12 protein-coding genes and 3 pseudogenes are annotated in these 16,800 nt (G+C 46.1%); 2 read left to right on the top strand and 13 right to left on the bottom strand.

Annotated elements, in window-relative coordinates:
- Nucleotides 1-540: exosporium glycoprotein BclB-related protein (locus tag GZ1_RS18165; RefSeq protein WP_083509285.1), on the top strand; the 540-nt coding region annotated here is incomplete at its 5' end.
- Between the two features lie 197 nt (nucleotides 541-737).
- Here GZ1_RS18165 and tnpB read toward each other — a convergent pair.
- The 5 genes and pseudogenes from tnpB to GZ1_RS07210 form a co-directional block, all read right to left on the bottom strand.
- Nucleotides 738-1,850, bottom strand: coding sequence for an IS200/IS605 family element RNA-guided endonuclease TnpB (gene tnpB / locus GZ1_RS07230; protein ID WP_011231586.1), 1,113 nt, complete (start codon nucleotides 1,848-1,850; stop codon nucleotides 738-740).
- 209 nt (nucleotides 1,851-2,059) lie between these two features.
- Nucleotides 2,060-3,223 (bottom strand): tryptophan synthase subunit beta, encoded by a 1,164-nt coding sequence (trpB, locus tag GZ1_RS07225; RefSeq protein WP_060788219.1) that lies wholly within the window; start codon nucleotides 3,221-3,223, stop codon nucleotides 2,060-2,062.
- Nucleotides 3,224-3,465: 242 nt separating this feature from the next.
- Nucleotides 3,466-3,789, bottom strand: a pseudogene (locus GZ1_RS07220) (D-glutamate cyclase family protein); the annotation flags it as partial.
- Between the two features lie 61 nt (nucleotides 3,790-3,850).
- On the bottom strand, nucleotides 3,851-6,298 hold the full coding sequence (locus GZ1_RS07215; RefSeq protein ID WP_060788217.1) for a DEAD/DEAH box helicase family protein: 2,448 nt from the start codon (nucleotides 6,296-6,298) through the stop codon (nucleotides 3,851-3,853).
- The gene (locus GZ1_RS07210; RefSeq protein WP_033015496.1) at nucleotides 6,291-6,617 is read right to left on the bottom strand and encodes a nucleoside triphosphate pyrophosphohydrolase; all 327 of its coding nucleotides are present in this window, start codon (nucleotides 6,615-6,617) and stop codon (nucleotides 6,291-6,293) included. The genes GZ1_RS07215 and GZ1_RS07210 overlap by 8 nt, the downstream gene beginning before the upstream one ends.
- Before the next feature lie 199 nt (nucleotides 6,618-6,816).
- Here GZ1_RS07210 and GZ1_RS07205 point away from each other — a divergent pair, with 199 nt between their 5' ends.
- Nucleotides 6,817-7,023, top strand: a complete 207-nt coding sequence (locus GZ1_RS07205; protein WP_082063868.1) for a hypothetical protein — start codon at nucleotides 6,817-6,819, stop codon at nucleotides 7,021-7,023.
- A 108-nt stretch (nucleotides 7,024-7,131) separates the two neighbouring features.
- Here the strand turns inward: GZ1_RS07205 and GZ1_RS07200 are convergent.
- The 8 genes and pseudogenes from GZ1_RS07200 to GZ1_RS19850 all read right to left on the bottom strand — a co-directional run bounded on the left by GZ1_RS07200 (nucleotide 7,132) and on the right by GZ1_RS19850 (nucleotide 16,539).
- Nucleotides 7,132-8,507 (bottom strand): annotated as a pseudogene (locus GZ1_RS07200) (IS1634 family transposase).
- A 153-nt stretch (nucleotides 8,508-8,660) separates the two neighbouring features.
- Nucleotides 8,661-9,359, bottom strand: a pseudogene (locus GZ1_RS07195) (IS982 family transposase); the annotation flags it as partial.
- A gap of 113 nt (nucleotides 9,360-9,472) precedes the next feature.
- Entirely contained in the window at nucleotides 9,473-10,867 is a 1,395-nt protein-coding gene (gene eat, locus GZ1_RS07190) for an ethanolamine permease (protein WP_060788216.1), read from the bottom strand.
- A 26-nt stretch (nucleotides 10,868-10,893) separates the two neighbouring features.
- Nucleotides 10,894-11,736, bottom strand: a complete 843-nt coding sequence (gene eutC / locus GZ1_RS07185; protein ID WP_020279289.1) for an ethanolamine ammonia-lyase subunit EutC — start codon at nucleotides 11,734-11,736, stop codon at nucleotides 10,894-10,896.
- Nucleotides 11,737-11,762: 26 nt separating this feature from the next.
- Nucleotides 11,763-13,124, bottom strand: a complete 1,362-nt coding sequence (locus tag GZ1_RS07180; RefSeq protein ID WP_044742387.1) for an ethanolamine ammonia-lyase subunit EutB — start codon at nucleotides 13,122-13,124, stop codon at nucleotides 11,763-11,765.
- 13 nt (nucleotides 13,125-13,137) lie between these two features.
- A complete protein-coding gene (locus GZ1_RS07175) occupies nucleotides 13,138-14,595 on the bottom strand; it encodes an ethanolamine ammonia-lyase reactivating factor EutA (RefSeq protein ID WP_060788215.1) in 1,458 nt (485 codons plus the stop codon).
- 347 nt (nucleotides 14,596-14,942) lie between these two features.
- Nucleotides 14,943-16,466: an amidase gene (locus GZ1_RS07170; protein ID WP_060788220.1), complete on the bottom strand. Its 1,524-nt coding sequence runs from the start codon at nucleotides 16,464-16,466 to the stop codon at nucleotides 14,943-14,945.
- Nucleotides 16,441-16,539 (bottom strand): hypothetical protein, encoded by a 99-nt coding sequence (locus GZ1_RS19850; RefSeq protein ID WP_128082664.1) that lies wholly within the window; start codon nucleotides 16,537-16,539, stop codon nucleotides 16,441-16,443. The genes GZ1_RS07170 and GZ1_RS19850 overlap by 26 nt, the downstream gene beginning before the upstream one ends.
- Nucleotides 16,540-16,800: the final 261 nt, after the last annotated feature.

Here is a 16,800-nt window from a genome sequence, read left to right as displayed (position 1 = left end):
CAAGGACCCACAGGGCCGACGGGACCGGCTGGAGCAGGAGCCATCATTCCATTCGCTTCAGGAACAACGGTTGTCTTGACCGCCACTATAGCCGGGTTGGCCGACACCACAAGTTTGATCGGATTTGGAAACGCTGCTTCAAGCATCAGTTTAGTGGGAGGAACGATAAACCTTGGCGGCACATCGAATTTTTCCTTTACCATCCCGCGTTCAGGAATCATTACTGCTGTCGCAGCCAATTTTTCCGCTACAACAGGCACAGCGCTTTTAGGAACAGCTACGATCCGCGCTCAATTGTATATCGCCACTTCTCCATCCAGCAACGTATTTTCGCCTATTCCAGGCACGCTCATTACATTAACGCCATCAATCACCTTTCCCATCTCCCTAGCCCAAAACGCCAGCGGCATCATCACAGGATTAAACGTGCCTGTCAATGCTGGCGACCGGCTGCTCATGGCGTTTTTCATCACCACTTCCGGCCTTTCAATCGCCGCTTCCGTCACGGGATATGCGAGCGCAGGAGTGGCGATTAGTTAGCGCCTCACTGTGATACCAAGGCTGCGGCTCATTGAAGCGCTCAACTAAGGCCGCTGCAAACAAGCGGCCTTATAATCCCTCTCCGTTCAGTTGAACGCTCTCCCGCCCGCATTTCGAGGTGGGAGATTCTTGGGAACACCCGCCCCGCGGCAGGATGTCCGCCAAGCCATCCCCGTGCGTCCCACGGTTCAGCCGCCCTACAACGACAGCAGTCGAAGCCCTTCATTTAGAATATTCCGGGCAGCGTTATGGTCCCGGTCATGTTCGGCTCCGCAGGCGGGGCACACCCACTCGCGAATGCCAAGCGATTTCACCTCGACGTGCCGATGCCCGCAGCACGAGCACAATTGACTCGAGGGAAACGTGCTCGCAACACGAACCACCGTCCGCCCGTACCATGTCGCTTTATACTCGAGCATGCGAAGAAAACTCCCCCACGCGGAATCGGAAATGGATTTAGCCAGCTTGCGATTCTTTTGCATGTTCCTAACACGCAAGTCCTCCACGCACACCACTTGGTTTTCGCGGATGAGGCGGGTGGACAGTTTGTGCAGGAAATCGTTCCGGCAGTTGGAGATTTTTTCATGAAGCTTGGCCACTTTCAAACGGGCTTTCTCCCAGTTCGAACCGCCTGGCTTTCGACGAGCCATCACCCGCTGCCAGTAGGCGAGCTTTTCTTCATACCGGCGCCAATACCGGGGGTGTTCGATCGTTTCGCCTGTGGAAAGCACTACGATCTGTTTCAACCCCAAATCGACGCCCACTTTCTTGTCGGTTTGGGGCAATGGGGGAATATCCGTTTCCACGAGAATGGAGACGAAATACTTCCCCGCTCGATTTCGACGAATCGTGGCGGAGAGAATGCGGCCTTCCACCTCGCGGCTTTTGGCGAACTTCACCCATCCGAGCTTGGGAAGTTTCAACCGATGGCCGTCCACTTCGATCGTAGGGCGTCCGTTCTTTGGGTAGTTGCACTGGGCGGTGTACGATTGGTTCGGGTGTTTTTTGCTTTTGAAGCGGGGAGCGTTCGCCGTTCCCTCGAAGAACCGGTCAAACGCCTCGGCCAACTGCTGCAGTGCGTTTTGCAAGGCGGTTGAATCAGGGGTTTTCAGCCATGGAAGGGTTTTCTTCAAAGCTGTCAATCGTTTGGAACACTCGTTGTAGCCGAGTCCTTTTCCCGTGGTTTCATACGTCTCCTTCCACTCGGCCAAAAAGTGATTGTACACAAATCGGCAGCACCCAATCGTCTCGTTGAGGAGTTTTGCCTGTGTTCGGGTGGGATACAGCCGAAAGCGATAGGCTTTGTGCATAGCCCTCCCTCCTCAAAAAGAACGTTTGTTCTATTTACATCCATTGTATACTTTTTGCCCATTGGGGGCAATAGGGAGATTCGCAAAGGAAGCCCGGATTCATCCCGACTTACATTTACGGGTAAAAGCGAGATTTTCTCGGCGGAAGATGATCACAAATAAGCAGGCGGCTTCACGCGAACACCGTCGTGAACAACCGCCTGCTTTCTTCACGATTGCAACATGGAAAACACTTGCTCAACATCCTTATCCCCGCGCCCCGACAAATTCACAATGATGATTTGGTCTTTGCTTAACGTCGGCGCAAGCTTGATAGCGTACGCCACCGCATGGGCGCTCTCGAGAGCTGGGATGATTCCTTCTGTTTTAGACAGCAGTTGAAACGCCTCAAGCACTTCTTCGTTCGTGACCGTATAATACTCAGCCCGCCCGGACACTTTCAAGTAGCTATGTTCCGGACCAATGCCCGGGTAATCAAGCCCGGCGGCAATCGAGTATGTCGGCTGCGGGTTTCCATTTTCATCAAGGAGCACCAAACACTTGAATCCATGCAACACGGCCGGAACGCCCTTCGTTAGCGTCGCTGCCTTCTCCGGCTCGACACCGATGAGCCGCACGCTCGGTTCATCCAAGTAGTGGGCGAACGCCCCGATGGCGTTGCTTCCCCCGCCGACGCAGGCCACTACCGCATCCGGAAGACGTCCTTCCTTCTCTACAATCTGCCGCTTGCTCTCTTCGCTAATAACCGACTGAAAATGTTTCACCATCGACGGGTACGGATGCGGACCAACCGCCGAACCAAGCAAGTAAAATGTAGTCTTATAGTTTTGCACAAGATCGTTCAGCGCCTCGTCCACGGCATCCTTCAATCGTCCTTGACCTTTCGAGACCGACACGACTTTCGCCCCTAACAGCTCCATGCGGAACACATTAAGCGCCTGGCGCTTCGTATCTTCTTCTCCCATATAAATGGTACAATCGATGCCAAACATGGCGCATGCGGTAGCGGTCGCCACCCCGTGCTGGCCTGCGCCTGTCTCCGCAATGACCCGCTTCGCGCCCATCCGCTTCGCCAATAAAATTTGCCCAATCACGTTGTTGATTTTATGCGAACCGGTATGGTTTAAATCCTCACGTTTCAAATAAATCTTCGCCCCGCCGAGCCGCTCCGTCAACCGCGCCGCAAACGTCAGCGGACTCTCACGGCCGACATACTCCCGCAAGTAGGTTCGAAACTCCTCATTGAATTCTGGGTCATCTTTATATTTCAGAAACTGCTCTTCCAAATAGTCAAGCACTTCCTGCAGTTCAGGCGGAACGAAGCTGCCGCCAAACTCGCCGAAATAGCCTTTCTTTTCCTGTGCTACACTCATTGCTCATCTCTCCTCTGCTTCCTAAAAGTCGTAACAGTAACAGAATAGACTGTTTTGACAGGCAAGTCAATCAATAATTTTTACTTTTTGAAACATTAAAAAAAGGAGCGGCCCACCGCACAACCAGACGCCAAGCATTCACTGCTAGTGCGGTGAGCATGTGCTGCTGCAAAGCCGCCGTACAGCCGCACCCTCACAGCTTCCCACTTCGGATATTCACCAACCAGAGCAGGCAGTTCAGCTTATAAAACCCCAAGCTGCTCATCGCGCAGATCGGTAATAAACATATGTCCTGGGGCATGCGTAATCATGATATCCGGCTTTACTTCCATAGCAACCGCTTGGGGGGTGACCCCACAGGGCCAAAATACCGGGGTTTCCTCCTCACGGATGGTGACCGGATCCCCAAAATCAGGCTTATAAATATCATGAATCCCTATAAGTTTCGGGTCGCCAATATGAATAGGGGCACCATGAACAGACGGGAAGCGGCTCGTGACTTGAACCGCCCTGACAACATCCTTATGGGGAATCGGGCGCATGCTTACAACCACTTGCTCGAATCTGATGCCCGACAGTATTTTCTTGCAATCACCGTAAACTACCATAAAAAAGAGAAGAGTTCTCTCATCCCCCCTTCCTTTCAAAATACACATGCAATCGATACTCGCAAATCTCTTTTGTCCAGTTGTGCAATATTTCTTGATGCTCGTCCTCAATGGCAAATTGGAGCGCAAACACGTTGTTTTCAAAGGAAATCAGCCCCCTTGAACTGCCGCTCCATTTCGTCATCGGCATGCGGGCGATCAACCGGCTCACCTTTTCTTGGTCATATTCCCAGAGGCGCTTCGTTTCTCCGTCGGAAAAATCGATGCGCTTTCGGTATTCTTTTTCCGTTAAATACCGATGGAAAAACGGGGCAGCCTCCTGCGGTGTAATTGGTTGGTGCCACCCGGACGGTCCACGTTCAAGCATGGCTTTTAGAACAACCATTTTGTAGCTTTTTGACATCACTGTACGTTCCGCTTCAACAAGCCATGGTTCGTATTTTCGGAACACTTCCTTTTCCAGCTCCGACAACTCCCCCGCCCAATATAAAAAGCCGACATAAGATCCGAACTCTTGTTTGTACTCCGCCGCTTCACTTCGGCCATGAAGATGCAACTCCAAATACGTCGGCCGTCTGCCAAGCTCCTGTTTCAGCTCCCGATAATCAGCAAGCAGCCGTTCTTTGCGCGGCTGGCGTTTTTTCTGCATCTCTTCGAGAAGATGGATGGCTTGTATATCAAGATGCAGTTCGCACGTTTCTGGAACGGTTGGCACAATGGGTTCCCGCGCCGTTTTCTTTGTTTCCTCTCGCCGCGTATCAAACAGACGCAGTTTGACATCCGCATTGCGGTAGTTTCCGATTAAGTCGATAATGACGCAGTAATCCTTGCCTTTGTACAGCCGCAGCCCGCGCCCGACTTGCTGGGTGAAGACAGTTAATGATTCCGTCGGCCTTACAAATAAGAGCGTATCAACGGAAGGAATGTCCACTCCTTCATTGAATAAGTCCACGGTGAAAATAGCATCCAATTCACGGCGCTCCAACATGGCAATGGCCTGCTGGCGCGAAATGGCCGTCTGCTTTGAATGAAGGCTGACCGTCCGGTAGCCGCGGCGTTGGAAATATTCGGACAGGAAATCAGCTTGCCTGATCGATGAACAAAAGACAAGCGTCCTTGTTTTCTTATACTTCTCCCACGCTCGCAAAATCTTCTCCGCCATCTCCTCGCGAAGCTGCGCTTGAAGCAATTCTTCTTCATCGTACCGGTTGCCGAGCCATTTGATTTGCGAATAGTCGGTATCGTCGTAAACCCCATAATAATGAAAGGGGGCCAGCCACCCTCGCTGCACCGCTTCGATAAAATCGATGCGATACGCGACATTTCCGTCGCAAAGGGCGTATACGTCTTTGTTGTCGCTCCGATCTGGAGTAGCAGTAATGCCAAGCAAAAATTTCGGCTGAAAATAACGAAGGACGCGTTCGTACGAGCGGGCTGCCGCATGGTGGAACTCGTCGACAATGATCAAGTCAAATGCGTCGGGACGAAACGAATGCAAATGTTTTTTCATGCTTAGTGTAAAGATCGAGGCAAATACCATGTCGGCATCTCCGTCTTTTTGGTTGCCATCGTACAGTCCTGCTGTTCGATCAGGAATCACGCGTTCAAACGACTGCTTCGCCTGGCGAAGAATTTCTTCGCGATGGGCGATAAACAGCACCCGCGAAAAACGGCGGGCAAAAAAAGCGGCCAAGTATGTTTTTCCCAGCCCGGTCGCCATGACAACCATCGCTTTGTCGTATCCTTCTTCATAGGCAGCTTCCAATCGCTCCAACGCCTCAACTTGGGCAAAGCGCGGCTGGATCGTTCCATATGGTGCCGCCGTTTCATGGACAACATCGACCTTGTCCGCCGTCTCCTCCTCTTGCTTCTTCTCCGTTTCCGTCGGAAGCATCAACTCGATTTCCTCAGTCTCCGCCCATATACGGGCTAAATTGGGATGCCGCTGGTGGTAGTCCTGATGCTGTTTTTCATAGTCATCGACCGTTTCAGTATTGACCGGCACGGTTTCCGGAGCGTAAAACAGCTTTAAAAACTGCTCCATTGCTTCGGCAAATACATCCTCATCAACGCTCTTATCCAGCCCAAGGTTCCATTCGACACCGTCAGTGAGCGCCGAACGGGACAAGTTGGAAGAACCGACAATGAAGTAGCCGCCTTCTGTATCTTCAAATAGGTACGCTTTTGGATGAAAGGAAATTCCCTCACTCCGATACAAGCGGACCTCGATGTCCGGGTGGATGGATATGAGCTCGCGCAACGCCTCTGGCTGAGTGACAAACAAGTAATCACCAACGCAAATTTTGATATCCGCCCCCCGCCCTGCAGCTGCCCGCAAACTGTCCTTCAATAAGCGAACCCCGGACTTCATGGCAAACGATGTCAGTATGTATATCGTCGACGAGCGGCTCATCTGTTCCTGCAACTTGTCGAGAAGACGTCTCGAAATCAACTTCACCTTACTCATCGTGAACCTCAATCAAGAAAATTTTCTCCCGAAAGCCGCCGCGCTTCTCTGCCTTTTTGGCGCGGATTTGTTCCACTTGCTCGATCGAAGCGCCATGGCATTCAGCCAAAGCATGGATAATTTCCAACACGTCTGCGAGCTCTTCAAGAGCCGCCTCATCCGTTTCCGCTTGGACGTATTCCTCAAGCTCCTCAAACGCTTTTTTCTGCAGTTCTTTCCTATACTCTTCATCGTCAAGTATGCGGGTTGTGAACGTTTTTCCCGCTTGTTCAATAATGGTTGGAATGCAGTCGCGAACGAGTTTGTTGTATATCGGCATGTCCATTCCTCCATTTACAAAACTATACTACCATTTTACAAAATTTCGCCTTTTTTTCATAGGAAAGAACACACAGAAGACCGTCGTTTCTAAGGCCTATTGCCTGTTGCAAAATGAAAACACCAAAAATTTCACATACTCCCCCCTCTTTCATCCCATGCTAAAGAAAAATCGACATCATTCGCGCTTGGGGGCTATGATGGAACACTCGATCCTTTGGCTGCTTGCTGCGGTGGGCATCGGTTTGCTGGGGCTCAGCTTCCGCGTTTTTTCACCAAGGGAAGTATGGCTTTCGTTTTTGCTCAATGCATATGCGGCGAGTTTTTTCGGTTCGATCGTGGCGGGGGCCGGGCTGCTCGAGTATCCGGTCCGTTTTTTTGCTTCCTACTCACATTTCGCACCCTAACAAGGTCAAAACAAAGGATTTTTTATTTAGTTTTTCAGAATAACTTTTTGACCAACACAACGAGCGACGGCAATCCTTTTTTACCATCGCTGGTCGTTCCGTATCACGTTACACGTAGATGCTCTCATCCATGCCCAATCCCTGCAGAATCCTTCGCTGATCAGGGGTAAGGGAGCGATCCAGTGAGCGTTGGATGCGCCCATCCGGCAGATTGAACAGGACGACGTTCACATATTGAAACAGCTGAAAAATCGCCTGTCCCGTCGGCCGGGTCAGCTTGCGGCCTCCGGCGCCCTTTAACGGGCGTTCTGGTGTGATGAACTGACGCACCCGGCGCTGAAAGACGCGGTAAATCGCCAAGGCCAAGAGAAATAAATAGCCCAACACCGCCACCCGTTCTGGCTTTTTGACGTAAATCTCGTCGGTGAAGAACGGATCTTTGAGAAAGGAGAAGTTCATTTCCACCGATATTTGCCCTTTATACAACTTCAAGATTTCTCGAGCATCCATCGTTCGGCCTTTCCATTCCTTCGGAACGGTCGTGACGAGGACAAACCGGGACGCTTTCCGTCTTGCCTGTTCCCATGCCGGTTGGTGGAATTCGACGTCCAGGCGCAAAAGATACAGCGTCTCCACCTCGGGTTCCACCCCTTTTTTCGGCCGGCCGCGCCGTTTTTCTCGGCCAACGAAAAGGAGTCGCTCCACGCTGGATCGGGTTGGACATCCGCTTCCGCCAGAGCAGCTTTGACGATTCGGAGCGACGATGGGCCTCTCGTGATCAAAAAGGCGTTGGCGGCTTTCGTCTGCGCCAGAGTGTCTTTCGTCATGGCGGCGGAATCGGCCACGTAAATCCATTCGTCTTCAATCTTGGCTTGTTTGAGCTGTTCGTGGACACGGGACAGCACCTCCGGATTCCACGTTTTGTCCGGCAGGTTGCCGTCGTGCACATCGCCGTAAAACGGGATGCCATCCTCGTTGCCGATCAGCCCGAAACCGATCTGTTTTTGCCAGCGATGATGCCGGTTGTAGCCATGCGTGATCCGCAGGGCCTCTGACGAGACCGATTCATACGCGCCGTAAACGGTCTTGTCCGTCGTATCGGCGTGGAAGGCCTGGAGAGGAAGGCCTTCTTTCCGATAAATGTGAATCAAGCAAGTGCTGATCACCTTGTGAATATCCGCCTCATACAGGCGGTCGAGATGACGAGCCAACGCATCATCATTGAACCAAGAAGGCTTCAGCCCCGGCCGGATCAGCTTCGACAAATCGATCTCATGCGCCCATCGCTCCAAATGGACGAGTGCTTGTCGTCCGCTCAAGATATCCAGAAGGATCAGCTTGACCGCATCGCTGGTTCGGGTTTGGCATTGGGGATCCACCGGAACCAGCCGATCGATGAGCTGGGGAAGGTCAAGATCTTGGAAAAGGGCACTTATTATATTCAAATAGGAACTGTCATAAATCTCACAAATTTGAACATCCATGGTGGACAAACTCCTTTGCATTCCTTGTGTGTCAAGGATTCATTCCACATCGATGCAAAAAAATCCTCCCGATTTTCGTCGGAAGGGTGCGAAATGTGAGTCGGAACGAAAAAATCCTCCCGATTTTCGTCGAGAGGGTGCGAAATGTGAGTCAGACGCACGATGTTTCTGGTTTTTTCGAGACGGAGTCCAAAGCGCCATTTGGTATTCTTCGTACAGCCTTTTTTGCAACTCACGGCTAATGAATCCTTTGTCCCCGAAGTTATACGGGTGGGGAATTTGGGTCATCACGCTTTCGGCTGCGATTCGATCGTGGCAAGATGCTTCCGTCACCACATACCCCATTGGCAGCCCTTGATCGGTCACTTGAAGGTGCAGCTTCAACCCGTAGTACCATTGCTTTTTGGAAGCGCAATACCCGATGTCGGCGATCTCTTGAAACCGTTTGACGCGATGCATTCTTGCCGTATGGCACAATGGGAGCGGCAAGCTGTCCACGACGGCATAGGCATGATGTTGACCGCGTTTTGCCAGCTCATGGCGGATCCATTTGATAGCGAAGCCAAGCGCCCGGCAGCGGCGGTTATACCGGGAACGTTCGAGAAACGAGCCGTTTGTGAACAAATTTCCCGTGACAAAACGATGCCACGCCCGTTCAGAAGTAAAACCGAGCAGCTTTCCTAAAAGATGAATGGCGATGATGACAGCGTCCTCTTGCTTGACCAAATGACGATTTCGACGATGAAGATGCACCTGAATGCATGAAAGTTGAGCAGAAACAAAAACGAAAATGGCGGCATATTGCTTTTGAATCTTGGCCCGATCTGTAGTAAAATGAAAGTGCTCTTGCATAGGGATCCTCCTTTTTAATGGTTGGTTGCACTTTCATTTTAAGGGGATCCTCATGCAAGGGCTATTTTTATGCTTGTTTGAGTTTATCTAGCACCACGGGTTTTTTATAAAGCTTATAACGATACATTCTGCTGACTAGATGCTACATCTTCGATAGATACAAATTCCTCAGATATTGGACGAATGTTCTTAGCACCTACTAAGAAGTAGTAAATGCTTCCCGCGCCAAATACGAACAAAATTACAGCGATTAATGGAATTTCAATTCCGAAGAGAGGGAGGTTTGTAGTTAACACACTATATTTTAATACGCAAAAGAACGAAATAATACCTAAAAAGAGTGCTATTCCCGGAACAACTGGATAGCTTACCTTGAAAGGTCGTTCCATATGAGGTTCTTTTTTCCGCAATACAAACAGCGATATGAGACTCAAACAATACATGGTAATCGCACCAAATACAGATAAGATAATCAAAGCATTGGCAAAGCTAGCAGAACCAGCACTAACTACTCCTATAATACCAGGTACAATTAATCCCCAATGCGGAACTCCTCTTTTTGATAAGTTAGAGAGGAATCTAGGCAGATATCCCGCTCTGGCTAATGCAAACGTTTGTCGGGAGTAACCAATGATTATGCCATGCAGACTTGCTATTAACCCAAACAAACCAATAATGGCGACCGTTTTTGGTAAAATATTATTTTCACCATAAACGCCAGCTAACGCTTGCGGAAGCGGATAATCAGCAGGTTTTCCTTCTCCTCCGCCGAGCCCAGCTGTTACAAGCAATGTAAGAACGGTTGCAGTCGCTAATGTCAAAATGCCAGAAATAAATCCTTTTGGTATATCCTTTTTAGGATTACGAACTTCTTCTGCTGCCATCGCTCCTCCCTCAATAGCAAGAAAAAACCAAATAGCGAAAGGAATAGAGGCAAATACTCCTGTCCAACCGTTAAAAAATGACATATCATTAAATATCGCCGAGCTATTTACATGAGGCAGTCCAGCGACGTAGTAAATACTTAAACCAATCAATGCCAAAATAGTAGCAACAAGCTCAATGATTGCGGCTCCTTTTACACCTATTAGATTAATTAAAATAAAAAATGAAAAAACAGCCACTGTAGCATACACAGCGTTAATACTTGGAATTAAAAAGTTAATGTAGGCTCCAGTCGCAACAGCAATGGCAGGCGGAGCAAAAACAAATTCAAGTAAACAGGCTAATCCCGTCATAAACCCCATGTAAGGACCCATCGCTTTTCTTGCATAGGCGGATGGTCCTCCAGCGTGTGGAATGGATGTAGAAAGTTCTGAATAGCTAAATATGAAAGTCGTATAAAAAATAGTGACAATAATCGCGGCAATCGCTAATCCTATCGTTCCACCTTGCTCAAATCCGTAATTCCATCCGAAATACTGGCCTGAAATCACCATTCCTACTGCAATTCCCCATAAATGAATTGGTTTTAACGCCTTTTGCAAATGATTAGAATTGTTCACCACACTATCCTTCCCCCTTAATAATTATGTTAAAGCTCTAAATGAAGTCCGCTAGCTTTTTGATCAATCATTTTTCTTAAAATCGTACCAATATAGGCACCAGCTTCAACAGGAAGAGTACCTCCTGAATGAATATTAGAAATCACAGTTCTCTCCGATTCTATAGTTCCTTTTCTCGGTCTATAGCACATATAAGCACTCATAGAATTGGCAGAAACAAGACCTGGTCTCTCTCCAATTAAAAGGACAAGAACTTCTGGTTGCAAGATCTCACCGATATGATCCATGCATGCTACTCTTCCACCTTTTACAAAAAAAGGAGTTCCTTGCGTTAACCCATTTACTTCTAATGCATCCAACAATGCTGGGTAAATGTCTCTGAGATTTGCCTCAATCGCACTTGCGCTTAATCCATCAGAAACAACGATTTGTACTTGAGGATTTTTCACACATTTTTCTTGGATCATTTTGACTGCCTCTTCTGTAAGAACCCGCCCTTTATCTGGTCTCTTTAAATAAACTTCTTTATTTTCATAACAAGTCTCTACTGTAAATAAATTAAATTCTTTAAGTAAACTATCAGAGACTTCTCCGTTAACAGCATCAACAGCTGCAGCATGATCAAGCTGTAATTTTAAAATTGTTTTCGTCAGTGGACGTGTCCCCGTCCTCCATACCCCTATACGTGCAGGAGTTACTTTTCGCAATTCATCAATTCCTTCAGGAAATTTTGGATTTGGGACATATGTTGACCAATCAACCACAGTGTAATGAAAACTTTTTTCATCTTCGTCTTTATCGATTATTTTGTCTGATATTTTGGTCTGTAATTCCATAATCAACTTCTCTTGTTGAATATCCGCTTGATTCATTTCACATACCACCACCTTTATAGAGCTTATAAAAATAAAGTAGGATCACCAGCTATTGATGTTAACTTTCCGTTTTCCATAATCCCCATTTTTTCTAACCAGCGCTCAAACTCCGGAGCCGGTCGCATGTGAAGCAATTCTCTTAGTGTGGCAATGTCATGGAAGCTAAGAGATTGATAATTTAGCATACAATCATCTGCCATAGCCACACCGATTAAGAAATTGACACCCGCTGCAGCCAAGAGGACTGCTAAGTTTTCCATATCATTTTGGTCCGCTTTCATATGATTGGTGTAACAAACATCCACTCCCATCGGCAAGCCATGAAGTTTTCCCATAAAATGGTCCTCAAGTCCCGCACGAATCACTTGTTTACTGTTATATAAATACTCGGGGCCAATAAAGCCCACTACTGTATTCACTATAAACGGCTTATATCGCTTGGCCAGCCCATAGCACCTAGCTTCTAACGTTAGTTGGTCAATACCATGATGAGCATCTGCTGACAGTTCCGATCCCTGTCCTGTCTCGAAATACCATACATTCGGACCAGCGGCTGTTCCTTCTTTTAGAATCAGTTCATTTGCTTCATCTAGCAATTCCACGCTAATGCCAAATGCTTTGTTTCCCTGTTCAGTACCTGCCAAACTTTGAAATAATAAATCTGCTGACCCTCCCTGTTTAATCGCCCTCATTTGTGTTGTTACATGTGCTAAAACACAATTTTGCGTCGGAATATTCCACTTCTCAATTAACTCCTTTGTCATATTTAAAATCGCCTTCACACTGTCTGCCGTATCAATAACCGGATTAATTCCAATAACCGCATCCCCAACGCCGTAACTCAATGCTTCAAAAATCGCTGCCTTGATTCCTTGTAAATTATCATTAGGATGATTAGGCTGTGCTCTCCCTGCTAATCGTCCCTTTTGACCAATCGTTGTGTTACAACGTGTTTCTACTGTGATTTTTGATGCCGCTTGGATCAAATCCAAATTTGTCATAATCTTCGTTACTGCGGCAATCATCTCGCTTGTTAATCCTCGGCGAATATGAGTGATTTCGTTGTTCGTTACATTTGGTGATAGAAGGTATTCACGAAGTTCCGCAACCGTCCAATTTCGAATTGATGCGTAAATTTTTTCGTTAACCCCTTCCTCTATGACACGTGACACCTCATCTTCTTCTGGCGGCAAAAGCGGGTTATTTCGAATATCAGCAAGAGTTAGCTCTGATAAAACATGTCTTGCTGCAATACGTTCTTGTGCATCTTGCGCATGAATACCCGCTAGCTGATCACCTGATTTTTCTTCATTTGCTTTTGCCATAATTTCTTTCAAACTTTTAAATTGATAAGTTTTTCCCATTAATGTGATCGTTGTTTTCAAATTGAATCACCTCCTAATTTTTCATAAAAGCCAACGTTTTGATGACTACAGGAACCATACTTTGATTGATTGTTTCTCCTATATCAATGTAGTCACCTTGTTCAACTACAACTTGATCAATCGAAATGATATCTACTTTATTGTTAGATTGAAGCACTAGCAATTGTCCAAGTGCTTTCGCAATATCGTTTTCACAGATGACTACTAAAACAGGATTCCTCGGAAAGTATTTTTCATAAAGCGAAAATAATATCTTGGCTACTTCTTTTAATACTGCATATGAACAATAAGAAATCCCTCGAATATGAATGGCAAAAGGAATTTCTTGTTCCCCTTGAAAGTATTGCTTCCACTCGATCATCGCATGTTTGATTTGCTCATACACATAATCTCTGTTTTTTATTTGTTCATTGTCTAGCTCAATCATCATGATTGGTAAATTGCGGATCGGGAGACGTGACGGGGCAACATGTATAGTAGCCCCACTAATTTCTGCACTTTGCATCCCGGCTCCGATTACCGTTGCACGAGATGTTTGCGTCGCTTTTATTAGTTTTAACGAACAATTTTCAATCTCCTTTACTACTTCATGTGCAAGAAGCGGACCGATATCTCCATAGACAGCGGTGTCATAGATCGTTTTAGGAGCTTCTTTCTCAAGCAACTGACCAATTCCTCCAGAAATCATCACCTCATCGATAGGAGGAATCACTTGAAAACTCGTGCTGTGAATTAGCGAATCATCCAACCGGATCAGTTTCTGACCGGTTAACGAATTCAGCATATCTTTGCACATTTCTTGGACAATCTGCTGCATTTCTTTAAAACAAATTTTTTTCTTTACCTCCAGTCGATAATTTTTCGAATGTAACCATGGTTCAATAGATGGGGATATAAACGTAATTTCACCATTCTGATCTAATTCGATTAATCTTCCACCAACATGATAGGTAATGGTACCTAATACTTTTCCTCTCCGAAAAAGTACAACATTCGCTGTTCCACCCCCAATATCAATGTTAGCAACTGTTCCTTTCACTTCTTTAGATCGCAAAAAAGCACCAGATCCTTTGCCGGCAAGCAACGCTTCCAAACTAGCACCAGCAATGGCAACTACAAAATCCCCCGATTTTTCAGCTAAATAATGTAGAATGCTCTCTGCATTTTTTTTCGTTGCGGTTTCGCCGGTTATGATCACAGCGCCAGATTTTACTTCTGATACATTCACTCCTGCCTTTTTATATTGCTCTTCAAGCCATCCCGTGAGAGTTTTCAAATCAATTTCATCCCGTTTCTCTTTTAACGGCGTTAAGTACATAGGGCTTTCATACACAATTTTTCTCTCAACAATTTCGTAGCGAGGCAAAGAAAAATGACTAGATACTTTTGCATATTTTAAATGACTTACAATAAATTTTGTCGTACTTGTTCCGATATCGATTCCCACGCTAATAATCGATTGACCTTCCACTCTACTCACATCCTAAAAATCCTGTGTTTCAGTTATTGGCGCTGGTTTCGTATTATACTCAAGAATTTTTCAATCAACTGTAGAATCAGTATTTCATACTCTTCTTTCATCTAATAGATTTTTTCTTCTGTAAAATATTATTTTTCCTTTCCCAAGATAGATGTGTAGCTACAATAAATAAAATAGCAATGTTGTACTGTCTTTAAGTTTTAGCATTGTCTGTTGTAAGATAAAAATAACACTCTGTACGGAACTTCTTCTTTCCGAATATTCAGTATTTTTTAAAAAGATTTTTTATACATGGGCCTTATTCCTGTGATTCTTTTATCTAGCAATACAAGTTAGCTTTATATTGTAGCAACACGTTCATGTGTCGACTGAAAGGCATGAGCAACACGCAAAACCATGTCATCTTCGCCATGTCTTCCAACGATCATCATCCCGACAGGTAGCCCTTCGGATTTTCCGCACGGGACGTTCATGGCTGGGTGTCCTGTAACATTGAATGGTGCAGTATTATAAATCATTTCTAAAGCTCTCGTTATAATTTCTTCCTTTGAAGCATCCGAAGAAGGAATTTTTGTCGCCTTCATCGGTGTTGTTGGCATAATCAGCACATCATATGTTTTTAGTGCATGATCATAGGCTTGTTTTAATGTTCGAGCCAGATTTTGTGCGATCGCGTAATATTTCCCGTTATATTGATCCTGCATATACTGTCCAAGCAAGATTGTCATTTTCACTGTATCGGAAAATTCATTGGCTCGTATTTTGCGTGCTTTCCCATAGGCATCAAGAAGTTTCGTACTATAATGTCCCTTCCAATTCGTTCCCATGCCATTGCCTTTGACCATTAAGGAAGTAAGCCCCTCTATGCCAATCCCGTTCCAGATGTGAATGCCATCCCGATGCATGGGAATCGATACTTCTTCCACTGTTGCTCCACTATTTTTCAAAGAATGCGCGGCTTCTCTCACTAAATGATCTACATCTTCCTCGGACAGACCGTCCCAGCCAAAGCCTTCCGTTACGATTCCGATTTTAATATCCTTAGCATGACCAACAAGTGATTCTGTGTATGGTTTCACTGCTAAACCCGACTGTCTTGGGTCTAAGCAATCTGCCCCAGCTATCACTTCAAGCAGCAAAGCGACATCCTCAACAGTTCTAGCAATAGGACCAGTGTGATCTATCGTCTGTTCAATTGGAAAAATCCCAGTATAAGGAACAAGCCCGTATGTAGGCTTTAGACCATACACGCCGCACCAAGAGCTAGGAATCCGAATAGATCCCCCTTGGTCGCCGCCTATTGCCATGTCAACTTCACCTGCAGCAACCAATGCTGCACTTCCACTAGAAGAACCGCCTGATGATCTAGTAGGGTCGTGTGGATTTAAGACGGGGCCTGTTGCAGAAGTATGACTGCCTCCAGATAGGCACAAATCTTCGCAAACCGCTTTACCTACAATTTCTCCACCAGCATCAAGTATCCTAGTTACAATGGTAGCGTCTTCGTCAGGTACAAAACCTTCTAGAATAGCTGAACCATTCATCATAGGAACACCTGCTAGACTTATATTATCTTTTAGAACAATTTTTTTCCCCGCTAATTTTCCAGTACTATTTCCTTTTATGCTAGTTTTCCAATACCATGCATTGTATGGATTTTCTTCAGCGCTTGGGCGATACCCTGGAGTGCGTGGATATTTTACTGGGAGGCTAGGTTCTACAAGCTGATTTAAACGGTTGTAGGATTCAATTGTACCTTCCATTAATTCTTGATATAAAGATAGTTCATCATCCGTGAGAGTGAGATGAAACTCCTCTGCAATTCTTTTTAATTGTTCAATCGTTGGTTTTTTTACAGCCATACCTTCTCCTCCAATAAAGTACTCTTGCTTCCCATTCTTCATGAAAAATAGGTTCATGATCATCCCTAACGATTGGACCAAAATCACGTTTTCCACCTAAACCGACCGTTCATACATCCCCTCAACAAGTTAGTTATTATTAATGCATACACAGAAAACCAAGGCTACTTTAAGTTCATTTCTTACACTCTTCCCCGGCATCACCCCCTTTTAGCAACTACTTTTTCAGTTTCAAGCGTACGACTAGTATTTAGACAACTAGAAAAAAGAAAGGTATATGTAAAAAATTCAAAAATCCAACAATATTTTAAGTATCTTTTACATTTCAATTGTT

Source organism: Geobacillus zalihae NBRC 101842 (genome assembly GCF_001544135.1).
In the GTDB taxonomy this organism is placed as follows: Bacteria; Bacillota; Bacilli; order Bacillales; family Anoxybacillaceae; genus Geobacillus; species Geobacillus zalihae.
The sequence above is the reverse complement of the archived record's forward strand: the minus strand, read 5'-3'. Positions and strand labels throughout refer to the sequence as shown.

Coding starts and splice junctions, on each gene's coding strand:
- tnpB (WP_011231586.1), bottom strand. CDS start 1,850: ATGCACAAAGCCTATCGCTTTCGGCTGTATCCCACCCGAACACAGGCA.
- trpB (WP_060788219.1), bottom strand. CDS start 3,223: ATGAGTGTAGCACAGGAAAAGAAAGGCTATTTCGGCGAGTTTGGCGGC.
- GZ1_RS07215 (WP_060788217.1), bottom strand. CDS start 6,298: ATGAGTAAGGTGAAGTTGATTTCGAGACGTCTTCTCGACAAGTTGCAG.
- GZ1_RS07210 (WP_033015496.1), bottom strand. CDS start 6,617: ATGCCGATATACAACAAACTCGTTCGCGACTGCATTCCAACCATTATT.
- GZ1_RS07205 (WP_082063868.1), top strand. CDS start 6,817: ATGGAACACTCGATCCTTTGGCTGCTTGCTGCGGTGGGCATCGGTTTG.
- eutC (WP_020279289.1), bottom strand. CDS start 11,736: ATGAATCAAGCGGATATTCAACAAGAGAAGTTGATTATGGAATTACAG.
- GZ1_RS07170 (WP_060788220.1), bottom strand. CDS start 16,466: ATGGCTGTAAAAAAACCAACGATTGAACAATTAAAAAGAATTGCAGAG.